Origin of the sequence: Lachnospira hominis (ex Hitch et al. 2025) (assembly GCF_040096395.1) — a bacterium.
Lineage (GTDB): Bacteria > Bacillota > Clostridia > Lachnospirales > Lachnospiraceae > Lachnospira > Lachnospira hominis.
The window spans coordinates 167,689-184,411 of record NZ_JBBMES010000005.1 but is presented as its reverse complement, the minus strand read 5'-3'; the positions used below and the strand labels follow the sequence as shown (position 1 = coordinate 184,411).

Sequence of the window (16,723 nt, the reverse complement as noted above, 5' to 3'; positions counted from 1 at the left end):
TGCGGAGATAATAAATATATTCACAGGCAGCTTTTGGACAGAGTGTCCAGAGGTGGATAATGGTTTAAAAAATAGATTAGGCGGTGCGGTATGGAGAAGAAAGTATATATCACGAAAGAAGAACAGGAAAAGTGCAGAAGGGTTGCGGAGGCGTTTGCAGAGCTGTATGGGCTTGAGAATATCCTTGTCATGGATGCAGGAAGATACGGCTTTGTAAAATTGCAGTATTACAAGGAGCCGCAGGGCTTTGATGATGTGATAACCTTCACGGATAGTCAGAGTATGTTTGAAAATCTGTGGCAGGAATGGCTTGATACAAAGCTCTATTTAATGGCAAAGGGAACGCCGCTGATGGAGAAAGGTTATGGCGGCGTATTAAAAAGTCTGCCGGAGGAAAAACAGAAGGAACTTACAGACAGAAAAGCCGACTTTGCAATAAAGGCAGGAATTACATTATAAGCAACACAGCGTAAGGGCAGTTATGAGCAGACAGCTTGTAGCTGCCTTTTTATGTTCAATGACTTTTGGACACGATGTCTAAAGGTGGAAAGGAAGATAACAATGGAATCAATGAGAGATATCAACAGGGTAATGGAGAGGGAGGTTGCAAAGGGGAGCTGTCCGCTGGCTTTTGAACGGATGGAATTTGGCAGTAAGCCTTTTCAGTTTATCATATCAGAGGAAAAGTTAAATGAAGTTCTTACATATCTGCTGCGGATCAGAACCTTCGGGCAGTATGCAGGGAAAAGCATAATCAACAATGTATATATGGATTTGGATATGCTCTGCAAAAAGCCGCAGTTTAAGCGCACCCGTTCCGTCGTGGAACGGGAAGAAGTTTACACAAAAGTGCAGAGATATAAAAGAAAACTGAAGCCGGAATATGACGGCAGGGTGTGTCTGGAAACGGTACAGTGTATTTTCAGCCTGCCGGAGAAAGAAACGGACAGATACAGAATGATCTATGAAGGGCAGGAAACCTATGGTTTTATTATGTCAAATAAATATATCCTCGGTCTGTTTGCTTATTGTGAAGCCGCAAGAAAAACTATTGTGTGGGATGGCGTGGAATTTGAACACCTGACGGAGCAGGAGCAGAAGATCGTTTTGCTTGATAATGTGCGGGATGTGCTGTTTCAGGCATTGCTTTTCGATAATGTTTCAATGGAGAAGAATCATATCCGGGCAGATATGTGTACGGTTATGTTATTGGAATAATAAATACAGACAAAATATTTTATGATAAAAAGACTTCTGTTATAATAATTGAAGCGGAATTTATTTTAAAGAGGGATTATATGAAACAAAATCATCATTCGCTTGCATATAAGCGGCAGAAGCAGCCAAATAAAACCTATAAGGATTTAAAGCAGAAGCAGAAAATGAAAATTGCTGACCAAATGTTTCGGGAAACCTGCTCTTATTATAAAGAAAACGGGGAAATGCCCACAGAGGAAGCAGCAAGGGAAATTACGGAACGTATTTATAAAAAGCTGGAATCACAGGCGGTATGGGTTCCCTTTGATGAGGTTTACCAAGCATATCTTTTAAAGATGCCTCGTTATGAAATCCGTATCAGGGAAAACGGAATACCGGAGGAAAAGCCCGCAAAGGAGAAAAAGCCTGATTTACCAAAGAAAAAGAGGGGAAGCAACAATAAGATATGCCCGGAGTGCGGCAGGAAAATGAAACAGCAGTTTATCGGTTTGCAGCATTGCAAATGCGGTATGAGCTGGAAGAAAGATATTGGATATTTTGAACGTACCGGGGATATGGTGTTTGCTTTGGAACGCAGGAAAACAGGTAAAAAGACAAAGCAGTGTCCGGTAATCCGGTACAGATAAATTAAATATGGTACACAGCGTCAGGGCAGTTATAGACCATAAAGGTTTATAGCTGCCCTTTTTGCGTTTACAGACTTTTGGACACGATGTCCAAAAGCGGAAAGGAGAGCTTATGAAATATTTACTGCATCGGCTGTATGTTCCACCTTAGCGGAGCTTACAGTCAGATAACAATGGATCAGGAGGTACTTATGCAGGAGGAAGTAACGCAAAAGACAATCGCCCTTGTGATTAAGACCTCAAAACTAAGTGCCAGCGTACTGAAAGCTGCAATGCGGATTTATCTGAATCATCAGAAGCAGAAATCACAGAAATCGCATGGTAAAACTTCTGTGAAAAAGCTGGTGGGAGAGGGCGTGGGAGTATCGTCTATCGAAGTGACGGACAGCAACATCAAATCCTTTGAGCGGGTAGCTCGTAAATATAATGTTGATTTTGCTGTCAAGAAAGACAGGACGTGCGAACCGCCCAAGTATCTGGTATTTTTCAAGGGCAGGGATGCCGATGCACTGTCGCAGGCATTCAAGGAATTTGTTTATGGTAATGAGAAAAAGAAAGGCAGGACTTCCGTAAGGGAGAAATTAAAGCATTTCAGGGAAGCAGTGTCACAGGATAAGAACAGGGAGAGGAGCCGGGAGAAAAATAAGGACAGGGGACAGAGCCTATGAGCAGCATCATTGCAGGCATAACCAAAGACCTAAAGGCTGTCCCGGAAAATCTGAAAGCAAAGGCGAAAGGTGCGGACGCCAAGAAGCTGCTGCTTTTGAATGTCCCGTATATCCTTGCAGGCTATTTCTGTGACAAGGTGGCGTGGCTGTGGAGAGTATCGGAGGGAGCAGATGCTTCCGCCAAGATGATTGCAGCCATGAACGGCTTTGATACGCTTTTTTCCAATCCCCTGCCCAGCTTCCACCCAAGAGATTTACTGATTGGAGCAGGCTGCGGCATAGCCCTCCGGCTTGTGGTGTACTACAAAGCCAAGAACGCCAAGAAATTCCGGCATGGCAAGGAGTATGGTTCCGCAAGGTGGGGAAATGCCAAAGACATAGAGCCATACATGGACTCTGTGTTTGAAAACAATGTCCTTTTAACCCAGACGGAGAGGCTGATGATGTCAGGCAGACCAAAGCAGCCGAAGTATGCGAGGAATAAAAATATTCTTGTCATCGGCGGTTCCGGTTCCGGCAAGACGAGATTTTTTGTGAAGCCGAACCTGATGCAGATGCACTCAAGCTATGTCGTCACTGATCCGAAAGGAACGGTATTAGTCGAGTGCGGAAAGATGCTGAAAAGGGGCAAATATAAAATAAAAGTCTTAAATACCATAAACTTTGCAAAATCCATGCACTATAATCCTTTCGCCTATTTACGGAGCGAAAAGGATATTCTGAAACTTGTAAACACGATCATAGTCAACACCAAAGGAGAGGGACAGCAATCCGGTGAGGACTTCTGGATCAAGGCTGAAAAGCTCTATTATACGGCACTGATCGCTTATATCTGGTATGAAGCTCCGGAGGAGGAGCAGAATTTCGCCATGCTGATTGATCTGATTGATGCAAGCGAAGCCAGAGAGGACGATGAGAATTTCAAAAATGCCGTAGATTTGCTGTTTGAGGAGCTGGAAGCAGAGAACCCGAACCACTTTGCAGTACGGCAGTATAAGAAATACAAGCTGGCTGCGGGAAAAACAGCTAAATCCATACTTATTAGCTGCGGTGCAAGGTTAGCACCATTTGATATCAAAGAGCTGCGTGACCTGATGGAATATGACGAGCTGGAGCTTGACACGCTTGGAGAGCAAAAGACAGCGTTATTCGTCATTATTTCCGATACGGATGCCACATTTAATTTCGTGGTGTCAATCATGTATTCACAGCTCTTTAACCTGCTCTGCGATAAGGCAGACGATGTTTATAATGGCAGGCTTCCGGTTCATGTGCGGTGCCTGCTGGATGAGTTCAGTAATATTGGGCAGATTCCACAGTTTGAGAAGCTGATCGCTACCATTCGTAGCCGGGAAATATCAGCTTCTATTATTTTGCAGTCAAAGTCCCAGCTCAAGGCGATTTATAAGGACAACGCTGACACCATTGAAGGGAATTGTGATACCACCTTATTCCTCGGAGGGAAGGAAAAGACCACCTTAAAAGAGATGGCGGAGATTTTGGGTAAAGAAACAATAGACCTTTACAATACCTCAGATACGAGAGGTACAAGCCAGTCCTACGGTCTGAATTACCAAAAGACCGGAAAAGAGCTGATGAGTCAGGATGAGATAGCGGTCATGGACGGCGGGAAATGTATCATGCAGCTTAGGGGCGTAAGACCTTTTTTCTCAGACAAGTTTGATATAACGAAGCATGACAGATACAAAGAGCTGTCCGATTATGACCCGAAAAATGCCTTTGACATTGAGGACTATGTGAAGCATCTGCATCACATGAAAGTCACGCCTGCAACAATGGTAGACGATGCCTTTGACTGTGGGGAAGTAAACGGGCAGGAGGATAATTCCTCAATGACAACTGAATAGCGGCTTTTGGACAGAGTGTCCAAAAGTGCAGATTGACAACTGAATATGAAAATCTGTTTAGACATGCACAGGTAATGCAAAGCAAGTGTGCAAGTTTACTTGCAGACACGCAGATTTGCATTTAGCTGTATTTGGCGTTCAGCCGCAGCGAGATGAAGCGAAGCATAATCGAGCTGGCATGGATAAACACAAATCAAAGGAGTTTTGCAATGTATCTTTGTGAGAATAGAAAAGCACCCGGCACAGCCTATCGCCAAACAGAATGTACCGGATGCCAGCAGGGTTCTCCAAAGGATTTCCCTGCCCTTATTTTACCACAAAGGGCGGGGATTTACATACAAAGCTCTTTCTTTATCAAAAAATCAAATCTTAGGAAAGAAAGAGGTAAAAATCATGAGTTTTTTTACAACAGCAGTAACAGGATTAAAGACAGTCGTAACAGCAATCGGAGCAGGCGTGGCAGTATGGGGCGTTATCAACCTTCTGGAAGGCTATGGAAATGACAATCCGGGTGCAAAATCACAGGGCATCAAGCAGTTCATGGCTAATTAAAGGGAACAAAAAGAAAGGAAAAGCACAATCCAGACGGTATCAGCGGCAGGCTACAAGAATAAATTGTGATTACACAAGATTGGTGCTATAATAAGAGAAAAGTTCCTGCCGGGGCAGCCGCCCCGGTGGTATGGATAGGAAGGCAGGAAAGCAATATGCACATCAGCTATAAACCACTCTGGCATACACTGTTAGAGCGTGATATGAGAAAAGAAGATTTAAGGCTTGCCGCTGGTATGACAACGAATATGATTGCCAACATGAGCAAAGAGGGAAAGCACATCAGCATGGACACATTAGCCCGTATCTGCGAAACGCTGAATTGTGAGATTACCGATGTGATTGAGTTAGTACCAGACGAGCCTGCTTCCACAGGAGGTAAGGAACATGAGCGAATTGAAACCAAGAATAACAGAAAACGGAATTGATTATATCCTTGTCGGAGATTACTACATCCCAGATTTGAAACTGCCAGAAGAACACCGCCCCATCGGAAAGTATGGACGGATGCACCGGGAATATTTAAGAGAAGTCCACCCAGTCAGATTGAATACATTGATACTGACCGGAGAATTGTGGACATATCTTGCAGACCTGAACGAACAGGCACAGGAACGGTTAGACACTATTATGGAGCAGATGAAAGCTACCGAGGGCGTGACAGAGGAATTAAAGCGTACCTGTCAAATAGAATGGGTACAACGATGTAATAACATCCATAACCGGGCAGAAGAAATTGTTTTGCATGAGATGATTTATTCATAAACAGGAGCAATTAAATCGGAGGTATATCAGATGGTTGAAATTGTATTTAGTGAGAGTGCCTGTGGAAGTTTGAAAATTGCCCAAACTTACGGCAGGGGAAAATATAGAGGAAGTGCAATTTCGGTATTTATAAGGCACGAAAACGGGAGTGTTCCATCTTCAAATGAAATGAAAGAAGCACAACTTCAAGCACAAGAACAAGAATGTATTGCTTGGGAAAATGCTATTCCATTGGGAGGCAAGAGCAGTGATGTTTATTGTTTTGATATGGCTCTTAGTGTGGGAGATATTTCTGATAATGAAATTGGCGAACAGAGGAAAAATGTTCTCAAGAAAATGCTGTCTGTCTGGTTTGTAGAGGATTTAGATTATCAGGTTGAAGAAAAAATACAGAAAATTAAAACTACATTGTCCTCAGTTATTGAACGATATGTAGCTGGGGAAGAAGTTCGCATTTGGTATAGCTATAATCCGGATGAACTTTGCGGTATGTACTGGCTTATGAAACAACTTCGACCATTAAACTGTCAGACAACAATTTATTTGGTTAAATTACCTACATGGGAATATGGAAAAGAAAATACTATGACATCTAAAATATCATGGGGTGAGGTGTCTCCTAGCGAATGGGGAAATTATATAACTCTACAAGAGAAAGCTGAGCCTGTATTTCTTTCAGCTTGCGCTATGAAATGGAATCAACTTCAAAATGAAAATGCACCTTTGCGTGCAATGTTAAATGGTAAATTGCAAAGCGTTTCAGAAGATATATATGATAGTTTCATTCTTCGTGAAATTGCGGAACAGCCAGAACAATTCAAAATGGCTATTGTCATAGGTAATGTTTTAGGAAAATATCAACTTGGAATTAGTGATGTATGGATTTCCAATCGCATTGATAAAATGCTTGAAGATGGTGTGTTGGAAATTATACAGGACGCACCAAAGGGAGAAACAAATTATCGCCGGATATTAAGAAAACGAATGAAATAATAACCACAGTAAGAACCGCTGCTACATGGAAGGCATCCCAACCATGCAACAGCGGTTTTTCTTTATCGTTTTTTCCTCTGGCTGATAGGCGTTCCCATTTTCTTTGACTTTTTGAGAATCCGAATTAGCCAGCGAAATTCTTCATCTGACAGATTTTTATAGTTGATGCCGAGCTGCTTGCAGTAAAGTACAACGAGCTTTTCATCCCGGCTGCCCTTGAAATTTTCGACCGCTTCCAGATTTTCTTTCAGTTCATCGGCAACGGTGGTCTGGGGTGCACTCTCACTGTCCTTTTTATGGGCTTCCCGAATATCCCGGATAATGAGGTTGAGGTCATCCCGTACCATCTGACTGAAATACTCATCATCGCTGATATGGGCAGCTTGCAACACTTTCAAATGGGGGTCATCTTCGCCGGGGCGATACCGTTCAATGATTTCATGCCGGACAGTATCGACAAGGGCGTTGAGGTTCTGAATCTGCATGGTGGCAATCCCATCCACATAAATCTCAATGTCCGCAAGAAACTTGATAAAGTCCTTATGGGTGGCAAGTTCGCAGAGCAGACGGTTATTAATCCGACCGCTTTTCAGAAGTGCTACCATCTCATCACTCAAATGCAGCTCCCTTAATGGCGTGTTGATCTCCGCCCGGTTCTCTGTCCGGCAAAAGAGATAATCGAGGGACACCCCATAAAAATCTGCCAGCAGGATAAGGTTGCCATGATTGATTTCCTTATAGTCATCTTTTTCATAACTGCCAAGAGCCGATTTTGAAATACCCGTTTGCTCAGCCAGTTCTTCCAGTTTTAATCCTTTGTTTAATCGTAAATCTTTTAGCCGTTCCTGTATTGTAGTAGCTCCGTTCATTGAAGCAGCTCCCCCTTTTTGACAACATATATAACCGTTGAATTGATTATACCATATCAATTCCGCAATCGTGGAAATTTCTGATTTTTACCCCTAATTCCTACTTTGTGGACATACGGCACAGGGCACAAAAATGTTCTATGATACAGGTAGTTCATCGATGGATTATTCCAATCGAATGACCAGCCTGTGTGGGATATGCTTCCCCGGCGATGTAGTGCCATGACTTTTGGCAGGGATATGGAGGAACCCTGACCAAAACGAGCGTACCAAAGGGAGCGATACGCCGCTGTGAGATTCAGGGGAGGAACGACACCGGGGAGAACTGGCGAACTGACACCGAAATGATACCGAAACACGACAATCTGATAGGGGGATAGTCTACCCTATCGCTGATACTTCGGGAGATTTTAGGCGGCTCTATGGCTGTAATTTTTCCGAAAATCGCCCCGAAACCATACACAAAAACGGGAGGAAGCGCAATATGCCGAGAATGAGCAAAAAGAGGAAGCATGAGCTTTCCTTTTACCTCAATGACCGGGGGCGTGTCACTTACAACGAATTATGCAGGAAATGCCAGCATGGGTGCAGGCAGAGCTTCCGGGCGGTTGTGATTGACTGCCCCCGTTATTTATCCAAACGAGCAAAGAAAAAGGAGGAACACACCGAATGAATTTTGAATTTATGACGATAGACACACCATTGCCGCCCTGTATGCCCTTTCCCAGAGCGTTGACAGGATTTCCAGTCAGCAGCACCGCAAAGGTCATGTACTGCCGGATGCTGGACGCTATGCTGTCCAAAGGGCAGGAGGACGAAAATGGAATCCTGTTTGTCTGCTTTCCTGTCACAGCCATTGCTACAGTCCTGTCCCGCAGCCCCATGACGGTCAAGCGTTCTTTGAATGAACTGGAAACCGCCGGGCTTATCATGCGGGTGCGTCAGGGCATTGGAGAACCAAACAGGATTTATGTGCTGATACCGGGAAAGGAGAACGCTGCCCTTGCCTGATACCTCAAAGCTGGAAAAGCTCAACCGGGAGTTGGAAAAAAGCGAAAAGAAACTGCGGAAAGCCATCAATGATGAAAAGGCGTTGCAGCACCAGTTGAAGCAGCTTACCCGAAAGGAACGGACGCACCGGCTCTGTATCCGTGGCGGTATGCTGGAAAGTTTTCTGCAAGAGCCGGAACGCCTGACAGATGATGATGTCAAGGTGTTGCTCAAAATCATTTTTCACAGGCAGGACACGCAGGAATTATTGAAAAAACTGCTGGAACGGAAGAAGCCAGAAACCCCTTAGTTTACTAAGGGCGCAATTATACACCACTCGGAGGATGGTGCATTGCGTTCTCCGAAGGCTCCTCGCCGGAGGGCTGTGATTTTCCGCAGTCATGGTCTGCTCCAAATCAAACAGGGGACGCTACACTTCCCCTGCGCTGGCTGCCGCCAGCTACCCTTTTGTGGACTTGCCATCTGGGAACACCTTGCCTTGCAAGCTGTTCCCAGCCGACAAGTTTAAACAATCTTAATAACATCACGCTATATTTCGATACGGTGTTGATGTATAATGAGATTATAAAACATTTATGATTTAGAAAAGAGGGCTAAGTATGCACAGAATATATAGTGCACTTATTGACATCGTAGCGGCTGCTATCTTTATTGTTCCACTACTGGCTTTATATGGGAAAATTTCTCTTCGCAGCTTGAAGCAAACGCTTATATATATTGTGTTTGCGTTTTATCTTGTGGCAGTTTTATCTCTTGTTGGTTTTCCAAGTGTGTTATCTTTGAATTTAGATTTTACAATCAATATCATTCCGTTAGTCGATATGATTTCTGATTTTGTAAATGCTTGTTTAAATGTTCTTTTGTTTGTGCCATTAGGCTTTTTATTGCCTATGTTATGGAAAAAATACAAGGCAATAAAAAACACAATGTTATTTGCAATGTGCATGACTATTGCAATAGAGATTTCACAAATCTTTACTTTTAGGACAACCGACATTAACGATATAATTACAAATATGGTAGGTACATTAGGTGGTTATTTCATTGCCAAGCGGATTACAAAAAATTTTACACAGTATCCAGAATTAAATGCAGAAAATAAAGACTTGTATATTATCTGCGGAACAGTAATGTTAATAATGTTTTTACTACAGCCATTCACTGCATCCTTACTATGGGAGCTGATTTTGTGATTTACAAGTTCGAAATGCTCCCTAAATTTCTTAATAACTAAATACCAGCCGCCCCCAGCGGCACACCAGGCAGGAAATCTGAAAAAGGTCTCCTGCTTTTTTTCTGCCCAAAATCGGAAAGGAGGAACACAAAATGCCCTGTCCACACAATCAAATCTCTATTGTACAGCGCAGCAATCGCCAGTCTGCTGTTGCCGCCGCTGCCTACCAAAGCGGCGAAAAGCTGTTCTGCGAATACGACCAAGAAATAAAGCACTACCCGGAAAAGCGTGGTATCGTCCACAACGAAATCATGCTTCCGGCAAACGCCCCGCAGGAGTACGCAGACCGCAACACTCTCTGGAACGCCGCCGAAGCGGTGGAAAAACAATGGAACTCCCAGCTTGCAAGGCGGTGGGTGCTTACCATCCCAAGAGAGATACCGCCTGACCAGTACGCTGTCCTTGTCCGGGAGTTTTGTCAGCAGCAGTTTGTTTCCAAAGGCATGATCGTTGACTTTGCCATCCATGACCCCTATCCTCCGGGACATAATCCACACGCCCATGTCTTGCTCACTATGAGGGCAATGGACGAACATGGGAAATGGCTTCCCAAGAGCCGCAAGGTTTATGACCTTGATGAAAACGGGGAACGGATTAAGCTGCCATCCGGCAGGTGGAAAAGCCACAAGGAGGATACGGTTGACTGGAACGACCAGAAGTATTGTGAAATCTGGCGGCATGAATGGGAAGTCATCCAGAACCGCTATCTGGAAGCCAATGACCGCCCGGAGCGTGTGGACTTGCGTTCCTATGCCAGACAGGGGCTTGATATTGTCCCTACTGTCCATGAGGGGGCTGCTGTCCGGCAGATGGAAAAGCGTGGTATCCAGACGAATATCGGCAACCTGAACCGGGAAATCAGAGCCGCCAACCGCCTGATGAAGTCCATCCGGCAGCTTATCCAAAACCTCAAAGGCTGGATTACCGAGCTGGGAGAAAAACGGAAAGAGCTGCTTGCACAAAAGGCAGCGGAGGAAGCGACACTTCTTCCCAATCTGCTGATGAAGTATATGGAGATACGAAAGGAAGAAAGGAAGGACTGGACAAGGGCTGGACAGAACCGTGGGATTTCACAGGACTTAAAGGCAGTCAGCGAAGCCCTGTCCTATCTCCGGCAAAAGGGGCTTTCCACTGTGGAGGATTTAGAAGCATTTCTGGAAGCGTCCGGGAAATCAGCCGCAGATTACCGCAATCAGATGAAGCCCAAGGAAGCCCGCAGCAAAGTGATTGACGGGATTCTTGCCAGCCGGACAGACTGCAAGGAAGGTAAGCCTGTCTATGAGAAGTACCGGAAGATATTTTTTAAGAAAACAAAGGAGAAATTCAAACAGGAACACCCGGAGGTTGCCCGGTATGAGAAAGCCGCCGCCTACCTTGCCAAGCACCCGGACGATAAGGACAGCACCCAAAAGGAGCTGCAAGAGGAACAGGAAAAACTTGTTGGCGAAATCGCAGGGCTGAAAGAACCTTTAACCGAGGTACAGGAGGATTTGAAGAAGCTGCGGGACATCCGATACTGGGTACGGAAAGCCACCCCCGGCACAGAGGAAAGCAAAGAACCGCCCAAGAAGCAGCCAATCAAGGAAGTCTTGCAGGATAAGGCAGACGAGAAAAAAGCACAAAGAACCGCCCCGGCACAGGCGAAACACAGACAACAGGATATGGAGCTTTAACAGGCACTTGCCATTTTCAATCAGAGAATGTCAGGTGCTTTTCTTATTTTTAAGGAGGGATAGATTTGAATGTATTTGAAGCTGTGAAGCAGTCCGTTACAACAAGACAGGCTGCGGAGCATTATGGAATCCATGTAGGTCGGAACGGGATGGCTTGCTGCCCGTTCCATAACGATAAAACCCCAAGCATGAAGCTGGATCGGCGTTACCACTGCTTCGGCTGCGGTGCGGATGGGGATGTGATTGATTTTGCCGCCGCCCTGTATGGGCTGGGAAAGAAAGAAGCCGCCATACAACTGGCACAGGACTTCGGGCTTTCCTATGAGGATTGGAAGCCGCCGGGAAAGGCGAAAAAGCCCAAGCCCCGGCAGAAATCCCAGGAGGAACAGTTTCAGGAAGCAAAGAACCGCTGCTTCCGTATTCTTGCCGATTATCTCCACTTGCTTATGGCATGGAGAACGGACTACGCCCCACACTCCCCGGAGGAAGCCTTTCATCCCCGGTTTGTGGAAGCCTTACAGAAGCAAGCCCATGTGGAATATCAGCTGGATGTGCTGCTGTTCGGGGAAACAGAGGAAAAAGCGGCTTTGATTACGGACTACGGAAAGGATGTGATACAGCTTGAACAGCGAATGGCAGAGCTTGCAGCCGCAGACGCAGCAAGAACTAAAAAACACCATGAACGCCATGCAGCCACCCCAGAACATTGAGGAAATCAAGGCGGGGCTGGAAACTACCGAGAAAGGCGGTGTCCGTCAGAGCATACGGAACTGCCTGACCGTATTCCAGCGTGACCCGCTGCTTTCCGGGGCTATCGCATACAACATTCTGACCAACCGCAAGGACATCATAAAGCCCATCGGTTTTCACAGGGAAAGCACCGCCCTGAACGATACGGACATGAAGTATCTGCTTCTTTATCTGGAAGAAACCTATGGGCTTACCAATGAGAAAAAGATTGATAACGCCATCGGGATTGTGGCGAATGAAAACAAGTACCATCCCATCCGGGACTATCTCAATACCCTTGTGTGGGACGGGACAGAACGAATCCGTTTCTGCCTGCGGCACTTTCTGGGGGCTGACGCAGACGATTACACCTATGAAGCGTTGAAGCTGTTCCTGCTGGGTGCAATCTCACGAGCCTTTCAGCCAGGGTGCAAATTTGAAATCATGCTCTGTCTGGTAGGCGGTCAGGGGGCTGGCAAGTCCACCTTCTTCCGTCTGCTGGCAGTCCGGGACGAGTGGTTCTCCGATGATTTGCGGAAGCTGGACGATGACAATGTGTACCGCAAGCTGCAAGGTCACTGGATTATCGAAATGTCGGAAATGATGGCAACCGCAAACGCCAAGAGCATCGAAGAAATCAAGTCGTTTTTAAGCCGGCAGAAAGAGGTTTACAAGATACCCTATGAAACCCACCCGGCAGACCGCCCACGTCAGTGCGTGTTTGGCGGTACTTCCCGAACCCAAGAATGTTTTCAGAATATGGCAGACAAAAGGGCTGGGAGCGTGAAAACCCGGCAACGGACTCCGGCAACCCGTCTGAAAAAACGATGGATGGTTTTGTGGAGGTCACAGAACAGATGGAGCTTCCATTCTGAAAATGACAGCCCGTTGCACCCCCTGTTGCTATCCCGTTGCCGAGCCGGTTGCCGGGGAAAACCCCTTGTTTCCGGGCTTTTCTCCCTTATAACAACCAAAACAACAGAAAAATAAAAGAAAAGTATAAATAGTAACCATCGCCAGATTGAGATTGTTTGCAAGGTCTTTTGAAGCCCGTTGCCGGACTTCGTTGCCGACACCCTCTGTCTGGCTATTTTCATGTATGGAGGATAACTGCCTATGGCAAAAAACAAAACAGAGATTCATGTGACCACTGTATTTGACGGGGAGCTGGATGCAACCGATGTGTTCGTCAGCCTGATTTCCCAGAAATACGGAAAGACAAATGCAAAAGAATATCTTGCTAAAAAGAAAGATGTGAAGTATAATGAAGATGAGGTTCAAAAGAGCCAGATACCGTCTGGATTGTGTGGGTAAATGGCTATGATGAACGAAATGGAATACAGAACAATCGGTTCGGCACTTGCCGGGGGCTATCGTGCGGCAGTCTATTGCAGACTGTCAAAGGACGATGACCTGCAAGGCGAAAGTGCCAGTATCGCAAACCAGCGTGATATGCTGGAAAAATACTGCGAAAAGCAGGGATGGGAGGTTGTGGCAGTCTATCAGGACGATGGCTTCACAGGTCTTAATATGGAGCGTCCTGATTTACAGAGAATGTTGAGAGCCATTGAGCGCAGGCAAATCAACCTTGTCATCACGAAAGACCTCAGCCGACTGGGGCGGAACTATCTGCAAACCGGGCATTTGATTGAGGACTTTTTCCCAAGAAACGGTGTCCGCTATATCGCCATGAATGACGGTATCGACACCCTGCGGGATAACAACGATATTGCCCCGTTCAAGAATATCCTGAACGAGATGTACAGCAAGGATATTTCCAAGAAAGTCCATTCCTCTTATCTTCTGAAAGCGCAGAAAGGACAGTTTACCGGGTGTCTTGCCCCGTTTGGGTATCGGAAAGACCCGGAGGACAAAAACCATCTGCTCATTGACGAGGAAACCGCCCCGATTGTGCGACTGATTTTCGGATATGCCCTGAACGGTCATGGTCCGAACTATATCCGCAGACGGCTGGAGGAAGAAAAAATCCCCTGCCCCACATGGTGGAACCGGGAACGGGGGCTTCGCAATACCCGCACCAAATGGGAAAAGAAAGACCCAGAAAAAGGACGGTATATGTGGGACTTCTCCGTTATCAAAGACCTTTTGATGAATCCCGTCTACACCGGGGCGATTGCTTCCCAGAAAAAAGACTACCGTTTCAAAATCGGCACGATTGGGGAAAAGAAGCCGGAGGACTGGATTGTGGTGGAGGGACAGCATGAACCGCTGATTGACCGCATGAGCTTTGACATTGTGCAGAACAAGCTGAAATCCCGCCAGCGTCCGGGGCAGACCAATGAAATCAGCCTGTTTGCCGGACTGATAAAATGCGGCGAGTGTGGGAAGTCGCTGACGATACGCTACACAAACGCAAAACATCCCCAGCAGATTTATTCCTGCAAGACCTACAATGCCTTTGGAAAGAACCACTGCACCCAGCACCGGATTGACTATGACACCCTTTACAGCCATGTGCTGCGGAAAATCCGGGAATGTGCCAGAGCTGCCCTGATGGACGGGGAAGCGGTTGCCGACCGCCTGACCAATACCTGTGAAGCAGAGCAGCGGGAACAGCGGGAAGCAATGGAACGCTCCCTTACAAGGGACGAGGAACGGATTGAGGTTCTGGACAAAATGGTCATGCGGCTTTATGAGGATATGATTGCAGGGCGTATCAGTGAGCAGAATTTCAGCACCATGCTGGAAAAGACACAGACCGAGCAGACGGAGCTTAAAACAAAAGTGTCCGAGGGCAGAAAGCGGCTGTCCGATGAAGTACAGCTTGCCAATGACGCAAAACAATGGGTGGAAGCCATTCAGGAATACGCCAACATCACAGAGCTGGACGCAGCCACCCTCAACCGCTTAATCAAAGAAATCGTCGTGCATGAGCGCATTGACGAAGATAAAACAAGACACATTTCTATCGAAATTCATTTTAATCTCAAACCCATCCCGGAGGTGGAACAGGTCACTGCCTGACCTGTCCTACCGGGACGGTTCTCTTAAAAACACCATATAGATTTTTTGTACGCCGCCGCCCGCCATCGAGCAGAGTTTTTACACCTAATTGGGGATAAAACAGCTCATGGCGGGCGGCGGCATTGTCATTGTGGCGCAGACGGTGATTCCACAGCTCACTTCCCTTTTCTCATAATTCATGGGAGCGATCATTGACAAAATCACTGAATTTATAAAGGAAATGCTGCAGGGCTGGGTGCTTGACAATCTTTCCACGATGTTCACGGACGTAAATGATAAGGTCGGGACTATCGCCGGGGAGGTGGGGAAAACACCCAGCTCTTGGAACTCCGGTATCTTTTCCATGATACAGAGCCTTTCAGAAAACGTCATGGTTCCCATAGCGGGAATGATCATCAGTGCCATTCTCTGCTATGAGCTGATTACAATGGTAATGGACAAGAACAACATGCACGAGATCGGGAGCGAATTTTTCTTCCGTTATCTTGTAAAGGCATGTATTGCAGTGCTGTTTGTCAGCTATACCTTTGACATCACGATGGCGATTTTTGATGTGGGAAACCATATCGTGACAAAGGCTGCGGGTGTCATCACGGGCAATGCAAGCATAGATGTGACAGCCACTTTACAGACCATGTTCAACACCCAGCTTTCCACTATGGGCATTGGCGAACTGATAGGGCTTGGGATAGAAACCATGATCGTCAGCTTATGTATGAAAATCATGTCCGTCTTAATCACCGTCATTTTATATGGGCGCATGATAGAAATATACCTTTATGTTTCAGTGGCTCCGGTTCCGTTTGCGACTTTGAGCAACCGGGAATGGGGCAGTATCGGAAGCAACTATATCAAGGGACTGTGTGCTTTGGCATTTCAGGGATTTTTCATTATGGTGTGCGTAGGTATTTACTCCGTGCTGGTATCCGGCGTGGCAGTTGCCGGCAATCTTCACTCGGCTTTATGGTCGGTGGCAGCCTACACCGTAATCCTATGCTTCAGCTTATTTAAGACAGGCTCCCTTAGCAAATCAATCTTCAATGCCCATTAAAGGGGCATTGCATACGGGAAAGGAGGTGCAGCCGGGAGATGGTTTCCGGCTGCAATGCTTATGGCTATATCAGTAGCAGTGCCAAAAAATCTAAGCGGCATCAAGACAAAGGTGGCAATGAACTTAACAAAACGCCAGCTTGTCTGCTTTGGAAGTGCGGGTGCGGTGGGCATCCCCTTTTATATTTTCACAAAAGGGGTTATCGGCACACAGGCATCGGCACTGATCATGGTAGCCCTCATGCTGCCGTTTTTCTTTTTGGCAATGTATGAAAAAGACGGGTTCCCCGCAGAGAAGATTCTGTATTTTATGTTACGGCAGAAAATCCTCACGCCGGGAATCCGTCCCTATAAATCAGAAAATCTTTACAGACAGTTGGAGGAGAAAGAGAGAATGAAAAAGGAGGTGCGCTATCTTGAAGAAAAAGCCGCAGGCAGAAACGCAGGGCAGGCAGGTTAGAGCTGCAAAGCCCAAAGCAGGA

General features: G+C 46.1%; 23 protein-coding genes. 21 read left to right on the top strand and 2 right to left on the bottom strand.

The window, feature by feature from the left end:
• Positions 1-90: 90 nt before the first annotated feature.
• The 9 genes from WMO38_RS07015 (at position 91) to WMO38_RS06975 (ending at position 6,690) form a co-directional block, all read left to right on the top strand.
• Entirely contained in the window at positions 91-459 is a 369-nt protein-coding gene (locus WMO38_RS07015) for a hypothetical protein (protein WP_055194875.1), read from the top strand.
• Positions 460-561: 102 nt separating this feature from the next.
• The gene (locus tag WMO38_RS07010) at positions 562-1,218 is read left to right on the top strand and encodes a hypothetical protein (RefSeq protein WP_055194873.1); all 657 of its coding nucleotides are present in this window, start codon (positions 562-564) and stop codon (positions 1,216-1,218) included.
• Between the two features lie 80 nt (positions 1,219-1,298).
• Positions 1,299-1,844: a hypothetical protein gene (locus WMO38_RS07005; RefSeq protein ID WP_055230540.1), complete on the top strand. Its 546-nt coding sequence runs from the start codon at positions 1,299-1,301 to the stop codon at positions 1,842-1,844.
• 191 nt (positions 1,845-2,035) lie between these two features.
• Complete coding sequence (locus WMO38_RS07000) at positions 2,036-2,512, top strand: PcfB family protein (RefSeq protein ID WP_055194871.1); 477 nt, start codon at positions 2,036-2,038, stop codon at positions 2,510-2,512.
• Complete coding sequence (locus tag WMO38_RS06995) at positions 2,509-4,380, top strand: VirD4-like conjugal transfer protein, CD1115 family (protein WP_172678258.1); 1,872 nt, start codon at positions 2,509-2,511, stop codon at positions 4,378-4,380. Before WMO38_RS07000 ends, WMO38_RS06995 begins: the two co-directional genes overlap by 4 nt.
• Before the next feature lie 393 nt (positions 4,381-4,773).
• A complete protein-coding gene (locus WMO38_RS06990; RefSeq protein ID WP_227064562.1) occupies positions 4,774-4,932 on the top strand; it encodes a Maff2 family mobile element protein in 159 nt (52 codons plus the stop codon).
• A 155-nt stretch (positions 4,933-5,087) separates the two neighbouring features.
• The gene (locus tag WMO38_RS06985) at positions 5,088-5,360 is read left to right on the top strand and encodes a helix-turn-helix domain-containing protein (RefSeq protein WP_002592127.1); all 273 of its coding nucleotides are present in this window, start codon (positions 5,088-5,090) and stop codon (positions 5,358-5,360) included.
• Entirely contained in the window at positions 5,320-5,697 is a 378-nt protein-coding gene (locus WMO38_RS06980) for a TnpV protein (protein WP_055079944.1), read from the top strand. Before WMO38_RS06985 ends, WMO38_RS06980 begins: the two co-directional genes overlap by 41 nt.
• A 30-nt stretch (positions 5,698-5,727) precedes the next feature.
• Positions 5,728-6,690 (top strand): DUF3658 domain-containing protein, encoded by a 963-nt coding sequence (locus WMO38_RS06975; protein WP_055079943.1) that lies wholly within the window; start codon positions 5,728-5,730, stop codon positions 6,688-6,690.
• Positions 6,691-6,752: 62 nt separating this feature from the next.
• Here WMO38_RS06975 and WMO38_RS06970 read toward each other — a convergent pair whose 3' ends face one another.
• A complete protein-coding gene (locus WMO38_RS06970) occupies positions 6,753-7,559 on the bottom strand; it encodes a helix-turn-helix transcriptional regulator (protein WP_005930715.1) in 807 nt (268 codons plus the stop codon).
• Between the two features lie 484 nt (positions 7,560-8,043).
• Here WMO38_RS06970 and WMO38_RS06965 point away from each other — a divergent pair, with 484 nt between their 5' ends.
• The 7 genes from WMO38_RS06965 to WMO38_RS06935 all read left to right on the top strand — a co-directional run bounded on the left by WMO38_RS06965 (position 8,044) and on the right by WMO38_RS06935 (position 13,196).
• Complete coding sequence (locus WMO38_RS06965; protein ID WP_005930722.1) at positions 8,044-8,232, top strand: hypothetical protein; 189 nt, start codon at positions 8,044-8,046, stop codon at positions 8,230-8,232.
• Positions 8,229-8,570: a replication initiator protein A gene (locus WMO38_RS06960; RefSeq protein ID WP_008703761.1), complete on the top strand. Its 342-nt coding sequence runs from the start codon at positions 8,229-8,231 to the stop codon at positions 8,568-8,570. Before WMO38_RS06965 ends, WMO38_RS06960 begins: the two co-directional genes overlap by 4 nt.
• Positions 8,563-8,859 carry a DUF3847 domain-containing protein gene (locus tag WMO38_RS06955; RefSeq protein WP_008703759.1) on the top strand — a complete coding sequence of 99 codons (297 nt, stop codon included), beginning with the start codon at positions 8,563-8,565 and terminating at the stop codon, positions 8,857-8,859. The genes WMO38_RS06960 and WMO38_RS06955 overlap by 8 nt, the downstream gene beginning before the upstream one ends.
• 310 nt (positions 8,860-9,169) lie before the next feature.
• Positions 9,170-9,763: a VanZ family protein gene (locus WMO38_RS06950; RefSeq protein WP_015555147.1), complete on the top strand. Its 594-nt coding sequence runs from the start codon at positions 9,170-9,172 to the stop codon at positions 9,761-9,763.
• 133 nt (positions 9,764-9,896) lie between these two features.
• Positions 9,897-11,477, top strand: a complete 1,581-nt coding sequence (gene mobQ, locus WMO38_RS06945) for a MobQ family relaxase (protein ID WP_349161965.1) — start codon at positions 9,897-9,899, stop codon at positions 11,475-11,477.
• A 65-nt stretch (positions 11,478-11,542) separates the two neighbouring features.
• A complete protein-coding gene (locus tag WMO38_RS06940) occupies positions 11,543-12,187 on the top strand; it encodes a CHC2 zinc finger domain-containing protein (protein ID WP_069432591.1) in 645 nt (214 codons plus the stop codon).
• Complete coding sequence (locus WMO38_RS06935; RefSeq protein ID WP_435391000.1) at positions 12,156-13,196, top strand: VapE domain-containing protein; 1,041 nt, start codon at positions 12,156-12,158, stop codon at positions 13,194-13,196. Before WMO38_RS06940 ends, WMO38_RS06935 begins: the two co-directional genes overlap by 32 nt.
• On the opposite strand, the gene WMO38_RS06930 is transcribed toward WMO38_RS06935, so the two are convergent.
• On the bottom strand, positions 13,110-13,349 hold the full coding sequence (locus tag WMO38_RS06930) for a hypothetical protein (protein WP_021682886.1): 240 nt from the start codon (positions 13,347-13,349) through the stop codon (positions 13,110-13,112). The two genes, WMO38_RS06935 and WMO38_RS06930, sit on opposite strands and share 87 nt — an antisense overlap.
• Between WMO38_RS06930 and WMO38_RS06925 the strand changes: the two genes are divergently transcribed.
• From WMO38_RS06925 to WMO38_RS06905, 5 genes are all read left to right on the top strand, one after another.
• Positions 13,323-13,520 (top strand): hypothetical protein, encoded by a 198-nt coding sequence (locus WMO38_RS06925; protein WP_069432593.1) that lies wholly within the window; start codon positions 13,323-13,325, stop codon positions 13,518-13,520. The genes WMO38_RS06930 and WMO38_RS06925 overlap by 27 nt on opposite strands.
• Complete coding sequence (locus WMO38_RS06920) at positions 13,521-15,191, top strand: recombinase family protein (protein WP_158403629.1); 1,671 nt, start codon at positions 13,521-13,523, stop codon at positions 15,189-15,191.
• 88 nt (positions 15,192-15,279) lie between these two features.
• Positions 15,280-15,366, top strand: coding sequence for a Maff2 family mobile element protein (locus WMO38_RS06915; protein ID WP_118672908.1), 87 nt, complete (start codon positions 15,280-15,282; stop codon positions 15,364-15,366).
• A gap of 3 nt (positions 15,367-15,369) precedes the next feature.
• Complete coding sequence (locus WMO38_RS06910; protein ID WP_055230551.1) at positions 15,370-16,242, top strand: VirB6/TrbL-like conjugal transfer protein, CD1112 family; 873 nt, start codon at positions 15,370-15,372, stop codon at positions 16,240-16,242.
• A gap of 54 nt (positions 16,243-16,296) precedes the next feature.
• A complete protein-coding gene (locus WMO38_RS06905; protein ID WP_425599169.1) occupies positions 16,297-16,701 on the top strand; it encodes a PrgI family protein in 405 nt (134 codons plus the stop codon).
• Positions 16,702-16,723: the final 22 nt, after the last annotated feature.